General features: G+C 39.3%; 23 protein-coding genes and 1 riboswitch. All 23 genes read right to left on the reverse strand.

What is annotated here, in order from left to right; translation table 11 throughout:
* Positions 1 to 104: 104 nt before the first annotated feature.
* The 23 genes from AC1EJ0_RS03600 to AC1EJ0_RS03710 all read right to left on the reverse strand — a co-directional run bounded on the left by AC1EJ0_RS03600 (position 105) and on the right by AC1EJ0_RS03710 (position 20,596).
* Positions 105 to 2,162, reverse strand: coding sequence for a glucosaminidase domain-containing protein (locus AC1EJ0_RS03600; RefSeq protein WP_480023380.1), 2,058 nt, complete (start codon positions 2,160 to 2,162; stop codon positions 105 to 107).
* Positions 2,159 to 3,025, reverse strand: coding sequence for an ABC transporter permease subunit (locus AC1EJ0_RS03605; protein WP_480023379.1), 867 nt, complete (start codon positions 3,023 to 3,025; stop codon positions 2,159 to 2,161). Before AC1EJ0_RS03605 ends, AC1EJ0_RS03600 begins: the two co-directional genes overlap by 4 nt.
* Entirely contained in the window at positions 3,009 to 3,974 is a 966-nt protein-coding gene (locus tag AC1EJ0_RS03610) for an ABC transporter permease subunit (protein ID WP_480023378.1), read from the reverse strand. Before AC1EJ0_RS03610 ends, AC1EJ0_RS03605 begins: the two co-directional genes overlap by 17 nt.
* Entirely contained in the window at positions 3,955 to 5,025 is a 1,071-nt protein-coding gene (locus AC1EJ0_RS03615) for an ATP-binding cassette domain-containing protein (protein ID WP_480023377.1), read from the reverse strand. Before AC1EJ0_RS03615 ends, AC1EJ0_RS03610 begins: the two co-directional genes overlap by 20 nt.
* On the reverse strand, positions 5,018 to 6,079 hold the full coding sequence (locus AC1EJ0_RS03620) for a BMP family ABC transporter substrate-binding protein (protein ID WP_480023376.1): 1,062 nt from the start codon (positions 6,077 to 6,079) through the stop codon (positions 5,018 to 5,020). The genes AC1EJ0_RS03615 and AC1EJ0_RS03620 overlap by 8 nt, the downstream gene beginning before the upstream one ends.
* 1 nt (position 6,080) lies before the next feature.
* Complete coding sequence (locus tag AC1EJ0_RS03625; protein ID WP_480023375.1) at positions 6,081 to 6,527, reverse strand: GNAT family N-acetyltransferase; 447 nt, start codon at positions 6,525 to 6,527, stop codon at positions 6,081 to 6,083.
* Entirely contained in the window at positions 6,527 to 7,711 is a 1,185-nt protein-coding gene (locus tag AC1EJ0_RS03630; RefSeq protein WP_480023374.1) for a cation:proton antiporter, read from the reverse strand. The genes AC1EJ0_RS03625 and AC1EJ0_RS03630 overlap by 1 nt, the downstream gene beginning before the upstream one ends.
* Position 7,712: 1 nt before the next feature.
* Positions 7,713 to 8,051 carry a hypothetical protein gene (locus AC1EJ0_RS03635; protein WP_058259457.1) on the reverse strand — a complete coding sequence of 113 codons (339 nt, stop codon included), beginning with the start codon at positions 8,049 to 8,051 and terminating at the stop codon, positions 7,713 to 7,715.
* Between the two features lie 59 nt (positions 8,052 to 8,110).
* Complete coding sequence (locus tag AC1EJ0_RS03640) at positions 8,111 to 9,247, reverse strand: D-serine ammonia-lyase (protein WP_480023373.1); 1,137 nt, start codon at positions 9,245 to 9,247, stop codon at positions 8,111 to 8,113.
* A gap of 57 nt (positions 9,248 to 9,304) precedes the next feature.
* Positions 9,305 to 10,405 (reverse strand): hypothetical protein, encoded by a 1,101-nt coding sequence (locus AC1EJ0_RS03645; RefSeq protein ID WP_480023372.1) that lies wholly within the window; start codon positions 10,403 to 10,405, stop codon positions 9,305 to 9,307.
* An 11-nt stretch (positions 10,406 to 10,416) separates the two neighbouring features.
* The gene (locus AC1EJ0_RS03650) at positions 10,417 to 10,959 is read right to left on the reverse strand and encodes an ImmA/IrrE family metallo-endopeptidase (protein WP_480023371.1); all 543 of its coding nucleotides are present in this window, start codon (positions 10,957 to 10,959) and stop codon (positions 10,417 to 10,419) included.
* Positions 10,959 to 11,336 carry a helix-turn-helix domain-containing protein gene (locus AC1EJ0_RS03655; RefSeq protein ID WP_058259461.1) on the reverse strand — a complete coding sequence of 126 codons (378 nt, stop codon included), beginning with the start codon at positions 11,334 to 11,336 and terminating at the stop codon, positions 10,959 to 10,961. Before AC1EJ0_RS03655 ends, AC1EJ0_RS03650 begins: the two co-directional genes overlap by 1 nt.
* Positions 11,337 to 11,406: 70 nt before the next feature.
* A complete protein-coding gene (locus AC1EJ0_RS03660; RefSeq protein WP_480023370.1) occupies positions 11,407 to 12,009 on the reverse strand; it encodes a ribonuclease H1 domain-containing protein in 603 nt (200 codons plus the stop codon).
* Positions 12,009 to 12,965: a porphobilinogen synthase gene (gene hemB / locus AC1EJ0_RS03665; protein ID WP_480023369.1), complete on the reverse strand. Its 957-nt coding sequence runs from the start codon at positions 12,963 to 12,965 to the stop codon at positions 12,009 to 12,011. The genes AC1EJ0_RS03660 and hemB overlap by 1 nt, the downstream gene beginning before the upstream one ends.
* A complete protein-coding gene (gene cobA, locus AC1EJ0_RS03670; RefSeq protein WP_480023368.1) occupies positions 12,955 to 14,433 on the reverse strand; it encodes a uroporphyrinogen-III C-methyltransferase in 1,479 nt (492 codons plus the stop codon). Before cobA ends, hemB begins: the two co-directional genes overlap by 11 nt.
* Positions 14,426 to 15,328, reverse strand: coding sequence for a hydroxymethylbilane synthase (gene hemC, locus AC1EJ0_RS03675; protein ID WP_480023367.1), 903 nt, complete (start codon positions 15,326 to 15,328; stop codon positions 14,426 to 14,428). Before hemC ends, cobA begins: the two co-directional genes overlap by 8 nt.
* A complete protein-coding gene (locus tag AC1EJ0_RS03680) occupies positions 15,297 to 15,890 on the reverse strand; it encodes a precorrin-2 dehydrogenase/sirohydrochlorin ferrochelatase family protein (protein WP_480023366.1) in 594 nt (197 codons plus the stop codon). The genes hemC and AC1EJ0_RS03680 overlap by 32 nt, the downstream gene beginning before the upstream one ends.
* Complete coding sequence (locus AC1EJ0_RS03685; protein WP_480023365.1) at positions 15,871 to 16,683, reverse strand: energy-coupling factor ABC transporter ATP-binding protein; 813 nt, start codon at positions 16,681 to 16,683, stop codon at positions 15,871 to 15,873. Before AC1EJ0_RS03685 ends, AC1EJ0_RS03680 begins: the two co-directional genes overlap by 20 nt.
* Positions 16,684 to 16,687: 4 nt before the next feature.
* Positions 16,688 to 17,368, reverse strand: a complete 681-nt coding sequence (locus AC1EJ0_RS03690; RefSeq protein ID WP_480023364.1) for a CbiQ family ECF transporter T component — start codon at positions 17,366 to 17,368, stop codon at positions 16,688 to 16,690.
* 15 nt (positions 17,369 to 17,383) lie between these two features.
* A complete protein-coding gene (locus AC1EJ0_RS03695) occupies positions 17,384 to 17,674 on the reverse strand; it encodes an energy-coupling factor ABC transporter substrate-binding protein (RefSeq protein WP_480023363.1) in 291 nt (96 codons plus the stop codon).
* Entirely contained in the window at positions 17,661 to 18,371 is a 711-nt protein-coding gene (locus AC1EJ0_RS03700) for an energy-coupling factor ABC transporter permease (RefSeq protein WP_294983757.1), read from the reverse strand. The genes AC1EJ0_RS03695 and AC1EJ0_RS03700 overlap by 14 nt, the downstream gene beginning before the upstream one ends.
* 82 nt (positions 18,372 to 18,453) lie before the next feature.
* Positions 18,454 to 18,621, reverse strand: a riboswitch (cobalamin riboswitch).
* Between the two features lie 126 nt (positions 18,622 to 18,747).
* Complete coding sequence (locus AC1EJ0_RS03705; RefSeq protein WP_480023362.1) at positions 18,748 to 19,116, reverse strand: hypothetical protein; 369 nt, start codon at positions 19,114 to 19,116, stop codon at positions 18,748 to 18,750.
* A 139-nt stretch (positions 19,117 to 19,255) separates the two neighbouring features.
* Entirely contained in the window at positions 19,256 to 20,596 is a 1,341-nt protein-coding gene (locus AC1EJ0_RS03710; protein ID WP_480023361.1) for a hypothetical protein, read from the reverse strand.
* Between the last annotated feature and the right edge of the window lie 53 nt (positions 20,597 to 20,649).

The raw sequence follows: 20,649 nt of genomic DNA on the forward strand, positions 1-20,649 counted from the left end.
TTTTTTATAATATACCCAGTCTAAATCATTACTATGCTAAAATTAATTATTTTTTTTATATCTTGCCACAAAAAAAGAGCAAGGCAAGTGCCCTGCTCTATATCTTATAAATTAACTTTGTCTAGCTCTTTTAGATTGTATTTGTCGATGATTTGCTTTAATTTCACTGGATAGCTAGGGTCTGTCGCATAACCGCATCTCTTGATTGCGTAGACGCCTCTTTGGTCGTTGAACATAACTTTTCTAAATGGCGTATACCATTTCTTTGCGAAGAATAATTCAGTGTGATCTCTAAATGATTCGTCGGCCGATTTATATGCTCTAAACTTGTCATCAACTGTGTATCTAACGTTATTATAAACTTCTGTTGTAGTTATGGTTACGGTGCCATTGGAAGCGCTTCCCTTGATACCAAATAGGTTATTCGAGAACTTTCCTGTGTACTTATCGACTGGCACTGATTGGCCCCAACCTGATTCAAGTATTGCTTGTGCTGTAGTGATGGCGCCGCTTAGGTCTGTTCTTAAAAATTCGCGTCTAGCAATCTTTTTTGTGTAGTCAAGGAATTTGTCCTTCGCCATTAGCGGCTGTTTTGTATATATCTTTCCTGTGTATATCCTAAATTTAATGCTCTCACCCTTGATAAAGGCGTCGATTTGATTGCCTGTAACGCTGATTTCATTCTCGCCTTCATCGTCCTTAGTGACGTTGTATCTAAACTTTTGGCCATAAGGCACGTTCTCAGCTATGGTCTTAGTCTTGCCTGTTCTAAGATTTTTGATGTAATAGTTTACGCTGTTAACGCCAACATTTGATACAGCGTTCAAATCCACATACTTGTGAACGATGCCGCCAGGAGCAACGCCTTCAAGTATAAGCTTCGAGTCGCCCTTGATCAAGACAAGTTTATGTTCGCTCTCCATAGTCTTTCCGCTCGCGTCTATGCATCTGACGAAGACTTCCTTTTGACCTGCGTCGTTAATGTTCGGGAAAAACTTGCATGCGCCGTATGATTTTGACTCAATAACTGTTTCTTGTCCTGTCAATGGGTCACGTAAAACGTAATCAGTTCTCATTACATCGAAGTTTCTTTGCGCGTTAAGCGTTACTTGACCTGAGATGACGCCGTCCTTCGGTACGCCTGTTATATTTAGATATGGATTTATGCTCATGGTGAAGCTCTTTGTCTCGCCAAAGTGCTCTCTGCCTAGCTCGTCAAAAGCCGATAGCATTATGGAATAGCTGCCCGCATCCAAATAGCTTGGCTTGAATAAGAATTCTCCTTCTGGATCAAGATTGTCCTTCACTTCTGTAGCGCCTGTAGTTAAATTTGTTATAGTCGCCTTCATCTTTGATGCGATAAAGTTTATGTCAGGTGTTATCTTTAGTTCGTCTTGCACAAAGCCACTATTGTCAACGCCTGAGTAAGTTACTCTCGGAAGTACGTTTAAGTTGATCTTGGCGCCTGTCGCGTCAATCACATTGCCATTTGCATCGTAAAGCGCAAGGACTAATTTTTTATTTCCTTCGTCTTTAAGGCTCGGTAAAAACTCAAGCGCTTCGGCTGTACTTGTCTTTACGTCTTGTATATAGCCTTCGTTTTTGTCATTTAATAGTAATAGCTTTGCCTTTGCAAAATTTTTATTTGTGACAAAAGTAAAATTCATCTTAGTATTTATTGTTTGATTTGGCATAAGGCCAACGATTGTAGTACTCTCTTCTACTGGATTATAAGTAGATGAATCAATAGTAACCGTTGAACTTGCTTTATCGTAGCCGACGCCTATATTCATAAGCTCAGCTATGGCTCTAAGCGGTAGATATGTTTTTCTGTTCACTATGCATGGAGCAACGTCAGTAAACTTAAGCGTTCCGTCACTATTGTCAATAATCTTTGAGTCGATATATAGCTTGAAGCTAGTGCCCTCGTCACTAACTGTAACGCTCTTTTCGTCGTTGTTCCAAAGAACTTCCTTTCCTAAAGCTTCCCCGATGAAACGAAGTGGAACCAAGGTCCTTCTGTTTTTGACAATGGGGCTCGCGCTCTTTGTCACGTTGTTTCCGTCTATGATTAAGTTAAGTGATGCCGCCTTAGTTCCTGTATTCATAAGGCCTAGAAGCAGTATCGATAGTATAAATAAATTTCTAATTAGCTTTTTCATTTCTTCACCTCTTTTTTAATTATATCATAAAAGCCCTTGCCACGCAATTTTTTATCGTCCTTCAAAAAGTATAGCAAAATGAGAATTACAAGGTAAGGAATTAAGTCCAAGAGCTTGTAGTTAATGGCCGCCACGCTTTGGAATGAGCCTGCAAGATAAGTAAAGACTGCGTATACAAGACTTGCAATTGGCGTTAAAGCTGGATGTATGACTGAGAAGCCTTCAAGCGCCAAGCATACATAGCCCACATTTTGCGAGATATTTTCCGTGAAGTATGAAAAATATGATAGCGATAAGAAGCTTCCAACGAGTGCTGCAAATATAGATGCAAAAAGAATCGCATCACGGCGCGCCCTAGCTATATTTAATTTTCTAAAGCTAGCTTTTTCTTCATCAAGGCCCACGGCTCTTAGCTCAAGCCCTGCCCTTGTCTTATATAGATATATATAATAGAAAAGACTTAGTACTAGAGTCAAAACTATAAATATGTCAACGCCAAATACTTTCACATCAAAATCTACATTGACCGAAGTCGACATGGCGAGGTCGCCCGCATATAGATAAAGCATAAGGCCCGATAGACCACGCAGAATAAGGTTCATCGCTATGCCATAAACAATGTCTGATGTGCCTCTATGTTTTGTTAAGTAAACAAAAAACGTATTTACCAAAAGCGTTACGACTGTTGCTGCCAATATTGTAAATGTAAATGAATGCGTTTCGCTATATAACACAAGTGCCGTTATCGCCGAGATATTGACAAGGCCGTCTGCGTGTAAGAGGCAGAGGCCGAGCATCCTCATCGAGTTGATGGCTAGGCACAAAAGAAATATACGTATAAAGGCTCTAATAATTTCTGTCATCGCGCGCCTCCAATATCGATATAAAGATCAGAACGCCTTGCATTAGGTACATCACAGAGGAAACAAAGGAAAATTCGGTCTGCATGACAAGGCTTAAAAGTCTTATGTATGTAATTAATATGGCTGGGTAGGCAAGTTTTTTAAAGTCGCAACGCGCAAGAAGCGTAACGGTTATCGCGTCAAAGCCGTAGCCCGTGAAGCTTTGAAGTGAAAAGCGATTGTAGTTTAAGAAAAGATATAGAAATGCGGCCACAGATGTTAGAAGCGCAAGACATAGGTCTATCGCCCTCTTTTCTTTTTTTATCTCAGTTCCAGTCGAAGTTAATATGCTTGGCGCGTCCTTAATTATCTTTAGCTTAGATACGAGCGAGGTCTTCACTGCAAATATTATAAATGCCACAAGACTCACTACGGCTATGGCAATGCCAAGCTTTATATCAAGCGTAAAAGCAAAGTCTTTTGTAACGGCTGAAGAAATATTTTCATCTGAGAAAAATGTATAGACAAGGTAATTTATCGCACCTAAAATAAGGTAGTTAAAGATCAGTGAGGAGATGATGAGCTTGTTTCCATCACCTCTTGATACTTTTTTCGGTACTTGCCAAAGTAAATACAAAACTATTGGCACTAAAGCTATAATTATAAAGAAATTTGCAAAGTAAATGGCCACTAACGCCGATAAGAATACCGCCATATGAAAGATGCCTTCAAACGAAAAGTTCATCTCACCCATTGACAAGGAAAGGTTCATCGCCACTGACAAAAGGCCGACTATGAGAAATTCTTTGATAAAGCTCAGTCTATAGAATGGCGAGGCAAATGGTTTTGCGGCCGCCATGAGCATATCGTTAAGACTGATATTTGAGATCAAAGCGACTAAGACTAGTGTTATAAGCATCAAAAAAGGATATAGCAAAATGAAATATCTCTTAAATGACTTTGATTTCATCTACTATATCCTCCTTTAAATCTTCGTAATCGTCCGAAACGATGTAAATGGTTTTGCCTTCATCTCGTCTCTTAAGTATCGACTCTTGAGCAAGGGCCTTCGCTTCGAAGTCCATGCCCTTCTTGTAATTGTATAAAATGTATAGGTCCTCATCACGCCCCATCTCTCTGAAAAAGACCAGCTTTTGCAAATTGCCTCCAGAGAGTGTCTTCGTAATGTCATGCGCCTTGAACTTTAATTTGTATTTTGATATAAAGTCCTCGGCCTCTTTTGTGTAATCGCATTTTTTATTCTTTAAAATATCATATATGAAGATGTTTTTGTACGCCTCTTCGTCCATAAGCAAGGCGCTGCGCACATCTTTTGGCACGTAGGCAAAGCGCGTGAAGCCTTTGATGAGCATCTCGAGTTTTGACTCGTCTTTTAGGTAGATGCCGATAATTTTTGAGCTGCGTGCATTTTGCCTAGGATCAATTTTTTGCTCGGACTCTGCTTTTTGCTTATCTAAAAAAATTTTCTTCGCATCGAAGCTTTGAATGAAGTCCTCGTCGTGTGATACCATAAGAAAGCTCTTCTCCGAGCCCTTGATGTAGGCCTTAAGCTTATCTGTGGTCCTCGCATCAAGTGCGGCACTCACCTCGTCAAGTAGTATCAGCTTTTTTTCTGTTAGACTCATTGCGATGAGCTCAACTGTCTGCCTCTCAATAGTACTCATGTCCTTGACTTTGCGCTCAAGACCCTCTATATAAAATGGCGATGTCTTTACAAGGCTCTCTGCTTCTTTTTTACTCACGTTTATGGCAGAGCTGATATTTTCAATAGCGCTTAGCTCATCAAAGAGCATAAAGCTTTGACTAAGCATATAGGCCTCGTCTGAGACTATCTCTCCACTGTAATCTTTCAAGTCTCCGTGAATGAGTTTTAAAAGTGTCGTTTTGCCTGCACCATTCTTCCCCATAAGAAAAGCAAGTCTATCGTTTATCTCTAAGCTAAACTTATCGAAGATGATCTTCTCGCCATAAGCAAAGCTTAAATTATTTATCTTAATCATTGAATTCGCTTCTGATAGTGATCTTATCAGCTTTTATCTCGTCAATAATCTCGTCTATCTTGGATCTATCTGCTTCACTGACTGTGTTTTTGTAGAAATCGTTGTCAGCTATGCTGATGGCGTCCTCTTTTACGCCTAAAATTTCTGTTGTGCCGAAGATTTCTTCGCCAGCTTTGTATTTATCAATTGCTCTAAGTAAGGATATATCAACTCTTTTTAGTATTGAAGTCAAAATGAATTTTGCTTTTGCTTCGCCTAGTAGAGCCGCTTGATCTGAGTCAACGCCTATGACGTAGTGCTCTGTCTCAGCTGCTGAGTCGATGATGCCAAGGCCAGCTATGGATGCGACGTTAAATATGATGTCGACGTCCTTCTCCTTGTACAAGATGTTAGCTAGGTCCTTCGCCTTAATCGCGTCAGTGAAGTTACCAACGTAGCTTGTTAAGACCTCTACATCATCGCACACGTATTTTGCACCATCTTCGTAGCCAAGTAAAAAGTCCTTAACTATCTTATTGTCCATGCCGCCAATTAGACCGATCTTTTTAGTCTTTTTGGCAAAACTATAGCCCTCGCCTTGCTCAACTAATCCAGCAAGTGCCCCAGCTAAGAAACCGCCTTCATTTTGCTTGTAAAGAATCGAGTAGATGTTATCATATTTTTTCTCGCCATCGTTGGCGTTGTCGTCAAAAAGTATAAATTTTTGTTCTGGGTAGGCTTCGGATATCTTTTGCAGCTTGTCCTTAAGCTGCCAAGTGCCCGCTACGATGATGTCATAGGCCTTTGAGCTTACATTTTCTTCAAGTATAGCGGCGTACTTTGTCTCGTCAACACCCATCTCTATGGTCTTAGTAGTTATTTCTGGATACTTTTCCTTGATTAGCTCCATGCCTGCTTCAGCGCTATCGAAGAAGCTTTTGTCTCCAAGAGTACCATTGATCAGTAAGAGTATACTTAAATCTTTTTTATCATTTTTAGCAGCATCTTCAGTCCCTGCGCAAGCTGTTAAGGCTAGGCACAAGACCATAAGCATGATAAATATTTTCTTATACATATTAATCTTTTTTGTAAAGCATATCCACATGCTCTATATCGTCTTCAAGATAAGGCTCGGATATCTCTTTAAAACCTTTCTTAGCGTAATAATCTTTCATATATGTTTGAGCTTGTATTTTGATTGTATCCTCTTTCATGTCGTCTGTGATGTAGTCGATTGCCCTTGAGAATAGCTTATCGCCGTAACCATCTTTTCTAAAATCCTTCTTCACAAGGAAGCGGCCTATAGAAACTTCTGGATAGCGAGTGCCCTTCTCATTGATTCTAGCGTAGCCGATAAGCTCGTCACCCTCTATCATCATAAGGTGCACTGATACTGGATCAAACTCGTCTATATCGTGATATGGACAGTTTTGTTCTACCACGAAGACAGCTTGTCTAAGCTTAAGTATTTCATATAGTTCGGTTGTGTTTAGCTCTTCAAAATACTTAATTTTGATGTTCATTATAAGTTCTCCTTTTTGATTTCTCCAGCTCTAAGTAGCGCCATCTTTGTTAATAGCGGTCCTACTAATTCATAGATAACTGTAGCTGAAAGTATTATGTCTCTGATTACTTCTCCATGAGGTGCAGGTATGATTCTCTTTGCAATTAGTGAAAGACCGATGGCAACGCCGGCTTGAGGAACAAGGCAGAAACCTAGGTTTTGTTGTACTGTGCTTGGCAAGTTGCCGATCTTTGCGCCAATGCCTGCGCCTAGCGCCTTACCTATGACTCTAGCAACTACATATGCTATACCAAGTAGACCAACTTTTGTTAAGCTTGCTAGGTTAAGGTCTGCGCCTGATAATACAAAGAAGCATAGGAAGATGGCTGGCGTAATAACTTCGATTGCGTTGAAGACTTTAACTTCTTCTCTTGATGTATTACAGATTGTTGTACCAAAAGCCATCATAGTAAGTAGACTTGATAGGTCAAAGCGTAGTGATATAGCTGCTAATAAGAAGATTACACCTATAAAAGAAGCTTGGATTTGTCCTTGGTTCTTCATGAATCTCATGGACTTAACCATGATGATGCCTGCTACTACACCTAGAGCAAGTGCTGCTAATATTTGGATTATTGGCTTTCCAACCATGTTCATCATTGAAAAAGCTCCGCCTTGTATCATGTTTTGAGCAAGTGTTGATGCAACACCGAAAGCGATGATACAAACGCCGTCATCAAGTGCAACGACTGGTATAAGTGTCCTAACTAGTGGTCCTTCGGCCTTGTATTGCTTAATGACCATAAGTGTTGCGGCTGGTGCTGTTGCGCACGCGATTGAGCCTATTGCTAGTGAGAATGGAAAACTTTGTCCAAGTAAAAGCATAACTACGGTTACTAGGAAAAAGGCAACTAGTGCTTCTAGTATAGTTATTATAAATATCGCCTTGCCCACTCTTTTTAAATCGTCAAACTTTAGCTCGGCACCTATGGAAAAGGCGATGAAGGCTAAAGCGACTTCACTGATGATATCAAAGTTCTTAACTGCTTCTTCGGGTATTAGTCCTAAGACCGAGGGTCCTATGAGTATACCTGCTATCAAGTAGCCTGTTACCTCTGGAAATTTGAAGAGGCCAAGTATTTTTGAAACTATAAATCCAACGAGTAAGATTGTACCTAAATGTAATAAGATTTCATAATTCATACTATTTAGTCAATCCTTCCACGCTCTTGACATCAAGAGTAAACATAATTCCTGTATTTTCATTGTTAATATTGCCCATAACAGTCTTAACAACTTCCTTTGCTACGACAAGCTTTTCATCGTCAAGCACCATAAGCAGTGTTTTGTTGAATGGTCTTTGTCCGTTAAGTATTTGTCTAAGTCCGCCGAAGGCACTGATGTCTTTGTGCCAACCAGCTAGTGTTGAGGCCATACCTTGACTGTCAAGTATAGTACCTCCTGTGATTGATTTTTTGGAAAGTTCAAGTAATAATTCATCGAGCTTATCCATTTCATTTAAAATTACAACTAATAAATTCATAATATCCCTCCAAATTTTAATTATATCACTAACAATATTATAATTCAAGACTTTAAGTGCTATTTATCAACATTTGATCCAGTAATCCATAGTATTGAGTTCTTTGGCCTATTTATTTTTTCATATGCTAATAGTGCTGCGGCGCTCGATGCTTCGACGACCTTCTCGTCAATCGCTTCTATATCTTTCTTTGCTCTTAATATGCTCTCGTCGTTAAAGGTGAAGAAGCCGTCGATAAGTGAAGATAGCATAGGAAAGACAAGCTTCGATGGTGCGCTACACGCAAGACCATCGGCAATGGTTTTGCCCCCGAGACCGATATCGTTAACAGAAGCAGCCTCACCATGAATAAAGCTATATAGCATACAAGGGTACTCGGTCGGCTCTACAAAGTATATACGGACGCTGTCTTTGAAGAAGCTTCTTAAGGCAAATGCGATGCCACCAGGTGCGCCGCCCACGCCGCAAGGCAAAAATACATGAAGGGGCTCGTCATCTGATGGGTTTATCCCGCTTGATGCTACTTGCTCAGCGACTTCAAAAATGGACGCTGCATAGCCGAGGAAAAGCTTTTCACTCATCTCATCATCAACAAAGTAGCTCATTGGGTTCTGCTCGGCACTTAACCTACCCATCTTAACTGCGTATGTATAGTCATGATCATACTCGATGACTTCAGCGCCCGCTTCTCTTAATAGCTTTTTCTTCCAATCCTTCGCGTCGCGGCTCATATGAACCTTGGCTTTAAAGCCAAAGGCCTTAGCGCATAGACCTATGGATAGACCCAAGTTGCCAGTTGAACTCACTTCGATTGTATATGCCGCCATAATCTTTCTTATGTCGTCAAGACTTAAATCATCAAATTTATCTAGCATATTATTTTCTTTAAGAACGTCTTCGACCTTGACCATGACCTCGTTAAAGCCGCCTCTCGCCTTAACGCTATGAGCAACTTTTAGCTCCGAATCAAGCTTTAGATAAAGCGCAGCTCCAAGCTTTGACTTATATAAATCGCTTTTGTAATAGCATGGTCCATCTATCTCCTCAAAGGCTTCCATGAAGAGAGGCGCAAAACGTTCGAAGCGCTTCTTAGCAAGAAAGGCGTCATACAATGTAAAGCGCAGGTCCATATTTCTATTTCTTTCTATAGGGTAATATATCTCTTCTCTATTTTTAAGTTTATCAAGTATATCCACTTCTATCTCACTCCTTTTTTAGACAAAAAAATAGACGACCTAAGCCGTCTATTATTACTAATTATTATCTACAATGTAATACTCTCTTGACCAATCTCTAACTGTCTTGTCTATGTCGATGGCATCGTAGTATCTGTCCTTACCCATGTAAGTGCCATCAGCGTACTTCATGCCCCAAGAGTTAGGGTCGTTTACTATATAATAAAGTCTTCCGTCTACTACTTTATATCCATTGACAATGATGAAGTGACCGCCGCCACCTGTGTAGTACTTGTTAAAGCGAGAATCGTTATCTGGATTGTAACGAAGTGTCGATGAATCGATACAGATGATACAGATTTTGCCTTCTCTAAGCGGTGTCAATAAGCTATCTGGGTTCTTGTAGAACTTCATTTTGTGCTTAACACCAGAATCACTTAAGAAGTCACTAACGTCTGATGTGAACCACCAGCCACCATCGTTGACACGAGTGTTTCTAGCAGTTTCAGCTGTGATAGCCTTGTCATATCCCTTTTGGAAATACAAGCTCATTACAGCGCAGCTTGGTCCACAGTTATTATCAGCGTATTGACCTGTTTCTTTTTGATCAATATACCAGTCGTAGTCCTTTTGATTAAGAACTTCTAATTCATTTTCATCTTTTTCTGCAAAAACAAATTCGCCGTTTTCAGCCTTAAAGCTAAATACTTCAGCTAGATGTTCTAGTGGATAGAAAACTGTATCATTAACTTTCTTTACTCCCTCATCAAGAGCAATGACATCGTCCTTATAATATATAGGGAACTTAACGTCTTCCATCTTATCATAAGTTTCGCTGTCAAGTCTGACTGCTTCTATCGGCTTTTCTGTGCTATATAGCATGCCATCGTCAAGGTAATAGAAGCCATCTTCACTCTTCTTTGGCATAGGAACGCCGTCAACCATCTCATAAACATTACCCACTCTATGAATTGTTGGGTTAAGTAGCTCTAAGAATTGGTCGAAGATGACATATTCTTTGCCATCGATATCATAAGACGTTAATACGCCGTTAGTTCCTGCTGTTGTGTAATGATCCTTTATAGTAAATTTAGCAGCATCCTTAGCTCCATCGCACGCAAATAAAAATAAGCTTGCTAGGACAAGTAATGCCACTGCGCTTAATATTTTCTTTTTCATAGTATCCTCCACTAGTCTGTTTCGTATTTTTTAGCTTGTTCTGCTAGATTTTGAAAGAACTGACTCCTAGGAACTTCGCCCAAATTGATATTAAGGCCCCTCTTCTTCATAGACTTAAGCTTATAAAGAAGAAGATTTTCGTCAACCATCAGTCTTTGAGCGAGCTCCATGTAGCTCATGCCTTCCTCTATAGTGTTTAAAACTTCGTCTTCGTCAATAAGTAGATGCGCCGCAAAGGTATTGGCCTGGGCTTCGATTATTGAAGACTCCTGTGACAAGCCAAAATCTGCTAGCTCCGCCTCACTTGCATAATCCTTGTGATAAAGGTAGTGACCTAGTTCATGCGCCAAGACCTGTGTAATCACTTTCTCATCCGCATGAGTATTGTAGATCACGTAGCTAACGCCGTCCAAAATCCTAAACATGCCTAGAAAAGCCGCACCTATGTTTATGGGTATGACTACTACGCCAAGGTTTTCAAGTATCTCGTAAGGATCATTAGTTCCGTGCTCCTCAATCAATGCAAGTGCATCATCTAAATATTTTTCGCTCACTAATTTTTACTTTCCTTATTATTATTGCCTTGATATTTTGATTTGTAGTAAGCATCTGTGATAGCTTCAACTACAGCCTTTTTGTCTTCATCGCTAAGTGTTCCACCTGCGAATAGGCCTAGCATGCCATTTACAAGCATATCATAGTTTTGGTCCTCAACTGGAACCTTGTAGTCGTCATCATCAACTAAAAGGTATGATGCGTCAACTCTAAATATGTTAGCCATTTGATTATAAATTTTTCTACTACGAGGTCTCATACCATTGACTTCATATCTTGAAATAGTCTTAAGTGATAAACCTAGTTCTTCGGCAAGATCAGTTTGTGTCATGCCTTCTTTTTCTCTTAATCTTTTTAATTTTTGTGCAAAATCCATTTCTTCACCTTCCTAAAATATTTTCTTTGTCATTCAAGTGCCTTTATTATATACTATGGACATATAAATGTCAAGAGCTTTTTACAAGAGCTTCCTTGGCAAGTTTATCTGCCATCTCATTGTATTTGTCGCCAGTATGTGCTTCTACCTTATGGAAATGGACCTCTACTTTATCTTTTTTCTCATCAAAAAATTTTTTATAAGCCTTAGTCGCGTCCTTATTAGTCTTCCAATAGCCCATCGCCCAGCTGCGAATGCCTTCGTAGTCGTAGTAGATGTGGACCTCGTCGTAACCTTCGTCAATTGCATAGTTAATAGCAAGCATAGACGCCTTTATCTCACCGGCGACGTTACGAATCGCCAAGTGATCCTTATCGTCATAGGCCACCGAGGCCTTGTGAACGACTTCACCGTCCTTTACGAAGATGGCTGCCGCCGAATATTTTTTTAAGATATTACTAAAGCTGCCATCGACATAAGCAAGGAGCTTACCAGCTAACTCGTGACTTGTCTCGGGCTCCGCACCCTTCATGTAATTTTCTGCCTCTTCCATAGTTTTAAATGATTTATATATTGCGTTCTTAAAGCCATGGACCTGCTCTTTCGCTTCGTCCCATGTCTCGAAGATTTCAGTTTTGCGACCTGCCTTAACCGCGTAATACTTCTTCGCCATTATAATCTTTCTGCTAAGTACTTAGCAAAGTATGTGATGATTAAATTTGCTCCTGCTCTTTTGAATGATAGCATTGTCTCCATAATTATATCTTCTTTGACAAGGCCGTTTGCCACGGCGTCATAAAGCATAGCGTACTCACCACTAACTGAGTAAGCGACTATAGGTAAATTTGTTTCTTCTGATGCGATCTTCATTATATCACCGTATGCCATAGCTGGCTTAACTATAAGCATGTCGGCGCCCTCTTCTACATCTGAAAGTATCTCTCTAAGTGCTTCTTTTTTATTTCTATAATCCATTTGATATTGTTTTCTGTCACCAAAACTTGGTGCGCTGCCAGCTGCGTCTCTGAATGGTCCGTAGTAGTTTGAAGCGAATTTCGATGCGTAGCTCATGATTGATACGTTTATGTATCCCGCCTCGTCAAGTGCTTCTCTAATCTTTGCGACACGTCCGTCCATCATATCAGATGGAGCGACTATATCGACTCCTGCTTCTGCCATGGACACGGCTATCTTTTGTAAATAGGAAACGGTTTCGTCGTTATCAACATAATCACCATGAAGTATGCCGCAGTGACCGTGATCAGTGTACTCGCACATGCAAACGTCACCTATAACGATGAAGTCCTTGTCAATCTCTTTGATCTTTCTGATAGCTCTTTGAACGACGCCGTCCTTTGCATAAGCGCCTGAGCCGCACGCGTCCTTGTGATCAGGCACGCCGAATAAAATCACTGAGCGTATGCCTAAGTCCTTTAGCTCTTTGATTACTTCGTCAAGCCTATCGACAGTGTATTGCTTTTGTCCCTTTAGGCTTTTTATCTCTTCTACCTCATTTACCCCGTCTTTCACAAAAAGTGGATAGATAAGGTCTTCTTTTCTAAGTGCTGTTTCAGCAAATACTTCTCTGATATTTGCGTTTAATCTAAGTCTTCTCATTCTATTTTTCATAATTAATCTCCTCTTTTACTAAATCTATCATACCTTCTGAGTCATGCACCTTGGCCTCTTTGTAGACTTTGTAGCCCATGGCCTCTATGCTCTTTGTAGTGTATGGCCCGATTGAGTATATCCTTGCCTTTGACATTAGCTCTGGATAAAATTTATTGAAGCTAATGGCCTCCGATGACGAGAAGAAGAATATATCGTAAACCCTATCTTCTAAATACATCTTCTCATAAGCTTCGTCGCTGTTTTTGTATATTTCAAAGGCATCCACATCGTAAGCCTCAAGTGCCGCTCTAATATTGCCCTTCGCCTTGTCTGAGTGCGGGTAAAGCACCTTAGCGCCCTTTTCGAACTTCGATGTGATATTCTTAATCATTTCATCTGATGTATATTTTTCCGAAACGTAGTCCGCTTTAAAACCATAAGCCTCTATGTCCTTCATAGTCTTTTGACCTATTGAAGCTATCTTAATATTAGCAAATCTTCTAAAGTCTATACCAAGCTCAAGCGCCCTCTTAAAGAAGAATTCTACTGCGTTTCGGCTTGTTAATATTAAATATTTATAAGCTTCGATATTTTTCAGCGCCTCGTCAAAGCCATGGTCATGGATGGGCGTGTACTTAATAGTCTCTAGCTCTAAAAATTCTGCCTTATGATCGATTAGAAAATCTTTAAAGTCTTGATTGAATTCTTTTTTTCTAAGCAAAATAAAGGACCTATCCTTAAGAGGTCTATCGCCAAAGAAGTCAATTTCATCAGCAAATTGAACTACGTCACCAATTACAAAAACAGATGGGTTTTTGATATCGTTAATAGTTTTGCATTCGTAAGCGTCCTTAAGTGTAGTAGTGAAGGACCTTTGATCCGCTCTAGTCGCCTTGTATATGAAGGCTGCCTTGGTATTTGGATCTTTGCCTGCCGCGATAAGTTTATTAGCTATGGTCTCGATATTGCTCATCGCCATAAGAAAGATGAGAGTTCCCTCCATATGAGCGAGGGTTACCCAGTCAAGCTCGGCTGGGCCATCCATTGTGTGGCCGGTAAAGACGTGGAAGCTCCTTGACGTTTCTCTGTGAGTTGTTGGTATGCCAGCGTAGATAAGGCCGCCAATTGATGAGGAGATGCCAGGAACTATCTCAGATTTAATTCCGCGCTCCTTTAAAAAGAGTGCTTCTTCAGATCCGCGGCCAAAGACAAGCGGGTCGCCGCCCTTTAGCCTAACTGTAATCTTGCCCTCTTCGCTCGCGCACTTAAGTAGCAAATCATTGATTGCTTCTTGCTTCCAAGAGGACTTCATCCCCTCTTTGCCCACGTAAAAAATTTTCGCATCTGCCTTTTTTTCGTTTAGTAAATTGTAATTGATGAGCCTGTCATAAATAATATAGTCGGCCTTTTGTATCAGCCTTAAGCCTTTGACAGTAATTAGGCCCTCATCACCAGGGCCCGCTCCTACTAAATATACTTTAGACATCTATATCTCCTTTAATCACTTCAGTATTTTTCTTTACATCAGCTAAGTAATTTTCTTTATCCGTATCAAAATTTATAAATCTATATCTCTTTAGGTCATCAGAGGCCATAAAGGCTTTGATCTGTGCCTTGTCTTTCTCGCTTACTACGTTTATGCCGAGCGGCTTGTTACACGAAGCGCCTGACTCAGCTAAAAATGCTCTCTCTATGCCGACTTCGAAATCAGTTTTTTCATTTTGTATTGACTTAAGCATCTTCTTAAGCTCATGATTTTCTTTATTCACTTCAAGAGCTATGACCCCTTGACATGGCGATGGCAAAAATGCTTCTTCGTCCAAGTCTATGATGCGTCCACAAAGTCCATCAGCTAAGTCAAGTCTGTCTATGGCCGCTCTTGATAATATAATCGCGTCGAAGCCCTCTGTATCGAGCTTTGCTATCCTTGACTCAATATTGCCGCGTATCTCGGCTATCTCATAAGACTTTTCATCCATAGCTAGTAAAAATTTCCTACGAAGCGAGCCAGTTGCGACTCTCATGCCACTTTCGAGCTCAGTCTTGCCCTTGTGTTTTTCATTTAGAAGAACGATGTCATTGCGCCTAGCCCTATCACCAAAGTAGATGATCTCAAGGCCATCTTCAATCTCAGAAGTCATATCCTTTAAGGAGTGAACAGCGATATCGATCCTGCCGTCCTTAAGAGCGTCTTCAATCGCTCTGACGAAGACGCCTTTGCCACCCATCTGACTGATCGAGGTCTTCTTGTCGATGTCGCCAAGCGTGTTTATACCAACTACTTCGTAATCAATCTCATAAAATTCTTTAAGTTTACTAAAAACAAGTTCAACCTGCTTCAGAGCAAGCCTACTCGTCCTCGTTCCTACCTTTATCTTCAAAGTCTTCAAACTCCTTTATATAGCGTAAAATTTCTTCCTTAGTATAAGTCTTAATCTTTTTTATTTCATCTTGTTTATGGTAATGGATGTAGTACGATCTAAGCAAAGATGCTAAATCTAAATATTCATCGTCATAAGCCTCATATTTTTTTAAATCATCCATAATAGTTTTGTTTAAGTCGGGAAGCCTTCCTCCTGTAGATATGGAGACGTCGATGCCGCCAATCTTTTTCATGTTTATGGATATAAAATCCGATTCATCGCTTTTGTCACATCTATTAAACAAGATGCCTAGCTCTTTTGCATCAGCCTCGGCCCTTCTGTTGACCTCTTCGTCACCCGTTGCGATGTATAGTAAAAAGGCTCCTTCTATGTACTCTTTTTTGTAAGCATCCTTGATTAGCTTTATATTTTTGCCAACAAAGCCATCTACAAAGTCCTTAGCAAGAACAGTTATTAAAGCGCCTTCATTTACTAATGTATTAAACTTTCTTAAAGCGACAGACCCGCCACCAATGATGGTAACAGGTCTATCCTTTATATTAAGAGCTATGCTTAGCATAATTCTTTAACTCCTCTATCATTTGATCATTATTATCAAAAAAGTCAACGCCCAAAGCATTAGCGACTCTAACGCACATAGGCAGCTCTTGATTAGCACGCTTGATGACATCCTCATCCTTGAAAATCTCATACTTAGTGCCTTCTTTGATAATCTTAGCGTCTTTAACTACATAGATGTAGTCCGCCATTTCATAGCAAAATTCCATATCGTGAGTAGATATTAGAAGCGAGCTATCTTTGGCAATACCGGCAATAGTCTTTTTAAGTATGCCAATGGAGACAGGGTCAAGTCCAGCAGTCGGCTCATCCATGAGGATGTAATTTGCACCCAAGGCGATGGCTGAAGCGATGGCAACCCTCTTCTTTTGTCCGTAACTTAAGAAGTGAACCGGCATATCCTTTAGTTCGTATGCATTGGCACTCTTTAAGGCCTTATCAACCCTTTCCTTGACAGTATCTTCGTCAAAGCCAAGATTTCTAAGCGTAAAAGCAGTGTCATCAAAAACATTCGAGTAAAAGATTTGATTGTCCGGGTCTTGAAAGACCATAGTAACGTTTTTTCTGTAATTCAAAAGACTTTTCTTGTCGTAGCGAAGCTCTTCGCCGTCGACAACTATCTCCCCTTTGTCCCTTTTAAGTAGACCAAGGATATTTTTGAATAAAGTAGTCTTTCCCGCACCATTCTCACCTATAATCATAGTGATGGCGCCGTTCTTAGTCGAAAGACTTATCCCGTCCAAAACTTTTTTTCCACTTTCATAAGTATATTCTAAATTTTTAACTTCTAACATATAATCACCTAACTGGGAACTCTCCGTTGTAAAGCTTGATATTTAGTGCATTTATCATCTCTTCGTTTCTCTTTAATATGCCCAAAACCATGTTCTCAATAAAAATCTTAACTGATTTAAATGAGGTCTTCGTATTGATAAAGCCAAACTTTATCTCAAGCGAATTGATATTGGTTTGAGCCTCTTCTATGATGATGAAGATGAAGCGATAAATCAGCATAAACAGCTCTATAAAGACATTTGGTAGATGCATGGCCTTAAAAACTTTTATGATGTCGACCATGGGTGTCGTTACACTTAGGAAGATGACCGAAGAGGTCGCCGCAAGAGATCTCATGAAAACTCTGAGAAATAGCATCTCTTGCCCCTCAATCACTCCAAAGTAGCCGCCAAAAATCTTTATCGAGTAGGAAAAATGATTTTCCTTTGAAAAACCTATAACCAAAAATATCGTTCCTAATAAAATAAATATAAGCGGAACTTTGATAAATGATATGACGTTTCTCAATTTAAACTTTGCACATGTGAGCTCCAAAATTATTATTAATAAAAATATGGATAAATTTACGTATATATTGTCTAGTCCTATGGCCAAAACAAGCATAAGTAAGGTGAATAAAAATTTGTATCCCGCCTTAACATGCCTTAAGCCGTTCGTATAGGCAAACTGATCAATGAGTAGCAATCTTTTTTAGCTCCTTTATTTGCTTTCTTTTTTGCTTGCAGCGCCCTTCCAGCTGCCAATGATGTAGCCTATAGCTCCAGCACCGATAGCTGCTTGAAGGCCAAATAACAAGGATTCAACTTCGCCCGATGGTGGTTCCCAAAGGGATTCAAACCATGGTTCATAGTCTGGGTTTAAGGCTTCAATTTGTTCGCTTGCTGCGTCATCAGATCCACCATATTCCCCTTGAACAAAGATTAATGGCGTAACAACTAATAAAATCGCTAGGATAATTAATATCCAGTTAGTCTTTTTAGATTCCTTCATTTTTAAGTACCCCCTCACCTTTGTATCTAACCATAAGGTTAACAACTACAACAGTTAATAAGCCTTCAACTATAGCTATAGGTACTTGAGTAACAGCAAATATCGATAAGAACTTGCCTAGAGCCGCACCAAAGCCTATGCCTTCGTGATAAACTATAGCAAGTTGAGTCGCAGTGATAACGTAAGTGAATAAGTCACCAAGTGTTGCTGCTAAAAATACTGCCACGCTTCTGTTTTTGTTTTTTAGTAATTGATAGATGGCAAAAGCTAAGAAAGGTCCAGCTATGGCCATAGAGAAAGTATTAGCACCTAAAGTAGTTAGACCACCGTGAGCTAATAACAATGCTTGGAATAGTAAAACAATTAAACCTAAAACAGATGTTTGAAGTGGTCCAAATAGTATAGCACCTAGACCAGTACCTGTTGGGTGTGAGCAACTACCTACTACTGAAGGGATCTTCATAGCAGATAATACGAAGATAAAGCCACCTGCAAGTGCAAGTAGAACCTTCTTTTCGTTTGAATCAGAGCCTTTTGCAATTTTTCTAATACCAAGTATGATAAATGGTAGTGATATTAGTCCCCAGATTATGCACCACTCTTTAGGAAGGTAACCTTCCATGATGTGCATTGCGTAAGCGTCTGCGGATAATAAAATTAGCGAAAGACCCATGAGAATGAAATTTTTCTTCCTCATAAATTATTCCTCCTTTTATTTTCCTACGCAAAGACTCCTTTTAAAAATCAGATTGATTTAGAAAAGAACCTCTCTTTGCCGAAGGTATTTCTTGATAAAGTAAGGTTTTCCGGCTAGCGCTTTAAGCCCTTGTAAACGCCTTCCCATTATTAAACGAATAACAGTGACTTAAGTGTTTACTCAGTATGCGCCAACGGCAGCGGCGACTGCGTTTTTTAAACTTCCCTTAAACAGTATCAATATGATTATATCACTACAGATTGTAAAATGCAAGGCAATAAGCACATATAAAATAATATAAATAAGTATAGTAGATGGACTTTTATAAAAAAGAAAGAGTGGCATCGAGCTACCCCTTCTTCGTACGAATCCTTATTTACTTGTTTCTTTTAACTTCTCCAGCGTATGTTACTAAGGTATCCTTAGTTCCGTCTGAATAGTTAACTACTGATGTTCTTAGAACTTTAATCATACCAGAGTAATTATCATCTTCATAATAGTATGTGTTATTGAACTTAGCTCCAAAAGGAACCGCTAAGCTCGCTACTACAGATTTTGTTTCACCGCCTGGCAAAGACTTATTAAATTGATAATTAAGTCCTCTCTTTTGATTAGCTATAGAGTTAACTAGGACATCATAGTTGGCACCGTCGTGGTGATGCTTCATGCTTGCTGCATTAGCTGGGCTAATAGCTGCGCTTAGTAGAAGCAATACAGTCATGACAATGGCTAGTGACTTCTTCATACTTCCACCTCCCTTTGTGTAGACAGTAATTACTATCTTTACTATAGTATATCAGATATATAGTAAAGAAAGAGTAACAAAAGAGTAACAATTTGTGAGAGATGAAAAAAGGAGAGCTAATTGCCCTCCTTTGATTAAACTAATTAAATTCTTTTGTAATGGCTACACTATGATAAGACTCGCCGCGATCACTTACTGACCAAACACCTACATAAGAAACTTTGGAAGCATTGTCTCTATATATTACTTGATATTCTGTATCGTCAAGGTCAGTCAAATTTATTTTAAAAATCTTTTTACCTACATTATTAGCATTAAAATTAAATTGCTTAATAAACTTAAGCTCTTCATCAACATAATATTTACAAGTTTTTTCTTCTAAGCCATATTGATTACTTGATAAATTATATGCCTTATCATAAAACGCCCTATTATATAGAGCTTGTCCATCGCATCTAACGAAGTCATTGCTTATAGAAAGAGCTCTGTCAAAATAATTTCTCGCTTTTGCATCTAATTTTTTATATGAATCTTCTGTATAAGACCTGCTAAGTTCAACATCTACGCCAAGATTGTTTCCAGCGTAAGTGTCATCTCCATTTACAGGTAGCTCCCTAAATAGTGACAATACTAGACTTGCTCCTTGATCGTATATAAACTCATATCTTGTACGCTCATGTGAACCAGTGTTTTCTATACTCTTTTTGATTTCTTTGTAATCAGAAGCTAAGTCAAATCCAAGCGTTTTAGAGTGCTCCCAAGCCTTGCTACTTAATCCGTGGAAGTAATTAGCATAGTCATGAAGCTCGTCCCAACCAAGTGCTAGCTGCATCGCTTCTTTACAAAGCTTAGCATCATCTTTAATAAGGGCTTCACGGTACTTAATAATACCGGCTAATTCATCTTCATCACTAATCTTGCTATCTTTATTATCTTTATTATCTTTATTATCTTTGTTTTCTTTATTTGCTTCATTGTTTTTTACTTCACCATTGCTATTTAAAATTATGGTTTCAGTTTTGGCATCATAGTCAACGCCAAGACCTATTAAAGAAGCTAAGTCCCTAAGCTGAATGTAGTTATACCTATCTATAACGGCTGTTTTAAGTTCTTTTTCTTCACCATTAACAAGGATTTTCTTTGACTCGACAAATGCTTTTGCCTTTGCATTTTTAATAGCTACTAAATCTCCTTCCAATTTAGTGTAGCTATTGTCAAGATATATCATTACGAGCTCTTTCTCTTTGTCGTATCCTACACTGAATTGACAGTTTTTTCCATTTAACAGAGCCGCTACATCTCTTAGTTTTAGGTAGTTATAACGCTCTACAGTATATGAGCCAACCATAACTTCTTCACCATCAAGAATAATCTTTTTAGTGTTTTTAGTCGCATCAACAGTCTTAGGCTTAGCAAATGTGCTTGGCATAAATGTTATTAGCATGAGCATTGCTAATAGTAATGAAATTTTCTTCTTCATAATAAGTCCTCCTCTTGTTTATTGTGATAAATCAATTATAAAACAATTCACTA

This window comes from Fenollaria sp. C0166D3 (genome assembly GCF_056590255.1).

What these genes read in the sequence shown, in the direction of transcription:
- AC1EJ0_RS03600 (WP_480023380.1), bottom strand. Translation starts at nt 2,162, where the DNA reads ATGAAAAAGCTAATTAGAAATTTATTTATACTATCGATACTGCTTCTA.
- AC1EJ0_RS03605 (WP_480023379.1), bottom strand. Translation starts at nt 3,025, where the DNA reads ATGACAGAAATTATTAGAGCCTTTATACGTATATTTCTTTTGTGCCTA.
- AC1EJ0_RS03610 (WP_480023378.1), bottom strand. Translation starts at nt 3,974, where the DNA reads ATGAAATCAAAGTCATTTAAGAGATATTTCATTTTGCTATATCCTTTT.
- AC1EJ0_RS03615 (WP_480023377.1), bottom strand. Translation starts at nt 5,025, where the DNA reads ATGATTAAGATAAATAATTTAAGCTTTGCTTATGGCGAGAAGATCATC.
- AC1EJ0_RS03620 (WP_480023376.1), bottom strand. Translation starts at nt 6,079, where the DNA reads ATGTATAAGAAAATATTTATCATGCTTATGGTCTTGTGCCTAGCCTTA.
- AC1EJ0_RS03625 (WP_480023375.1), bottom strand. Translation starts at nt 6,527, where the DNA reads ATGAACATCAAAATTAAGTATTTTGAAGAGCTAAACACAACCGAACTA.
- AC1EJ0_RS03630 (WP_480023374.1), bottom strand. Translation starts at nt 7,711, where the DNA reads ATGAATTATGAAATCTTATTACATTTAGGTACAATCTTACTCGTTGGA.
- AC1EJ0_RS03635 (WP_058259457.1), bottom strand. Translation starts at nt 8,051, where the DNA reads ATGAATTTATTAGTTGTAATTTTAAATGAAATGGATAAGCTCGATGAA.
- AC1EJ0_RS03645 (WP_480023372.1), bottom strand. Translation starts at nt 10,405, where the DNA reads ATGAAAAAGAAAATATTAAGCGCAGTGGCATTACTTGTCCTAGCAAGC.
- AC1EJ0_RS03655 (WP_058259461.1), bottom strand. Translation starts at nt 11,336, where the DNA reads ATGGATTTTGCACAAAAATTAAAAAGATTAAGAGAAAAAGAAGGCATG.
- AC1EJ0_RS03660 (WP_480023370.1), bottom strand. Translation starts at nt 12,009, where the DNA reads ATGGCGAAGAAGTATTACGCGGTTAAGGCAGGTCGCAAAACTGAAATC.
- hemB (WP_480023369.1), bottom strand. Translation starts at nt 12,965, where the DNA reads ATGAAAAATAGAATGAGAAGACTTAGATTAAACGCAAATATCAGAGAA.
- cobA (WP_480023368.1), bottom strand. Translation starts at nt 14,433, where the DNA reads ATGTCTAAAGTATATTTAGTAGGAGCGGGCCCTGGTGATGAGGGCCTA.
- AC1EJ0_RS03680 (WP_480023366.1), bottom strand. Translation starts at nt 15,890, where the DNA reads ATGCTAAGCATAGCTCTTAATATAAAGGATAGACCTGTTACCATCATT.
- AC1EJ0_RS03685 (WP_480023365.1), bottom strand. Translation starts at nt 16,683, where the DNA reads ATGTTAGAAGTTAAAAATTTAGAATATACTTATGAAAGTGGAAAAAAA.
- AC1EJ0_RS03695 (WP_480023363.1), bottom strand. Translation starts at nt 17,674, where the DNA reads ATGAAGGAATCTAAAAAGACTAACTGGATATTAATTATCCTAGCGATT.
- AC1EJ0_RS03700 (WP_294983757.1), bottom strand. Translation starts at nt 18,371, where the DNA reads ATGAGGAAGAAAAATTTCATTCTCATGGGTCTTTCGCTAATTTTATTA.
- AC1EJ0_RS03705 (WP_480023362.1), bottom strand. Translation starts at nt 19,116, where the DNA reads ATGAAGAAGTCACTAGCCATTGTCATGACTGTATTGCTTCTACTAAGC.
- AC1EJ0_RS03710 (WP_480023361.1), bottom strand. Translation starts at nt 20,596, where the DNA reads ATGAAGAAGAAAATTTCATTACTATTAGCAATGCTCATGCTAATAACA.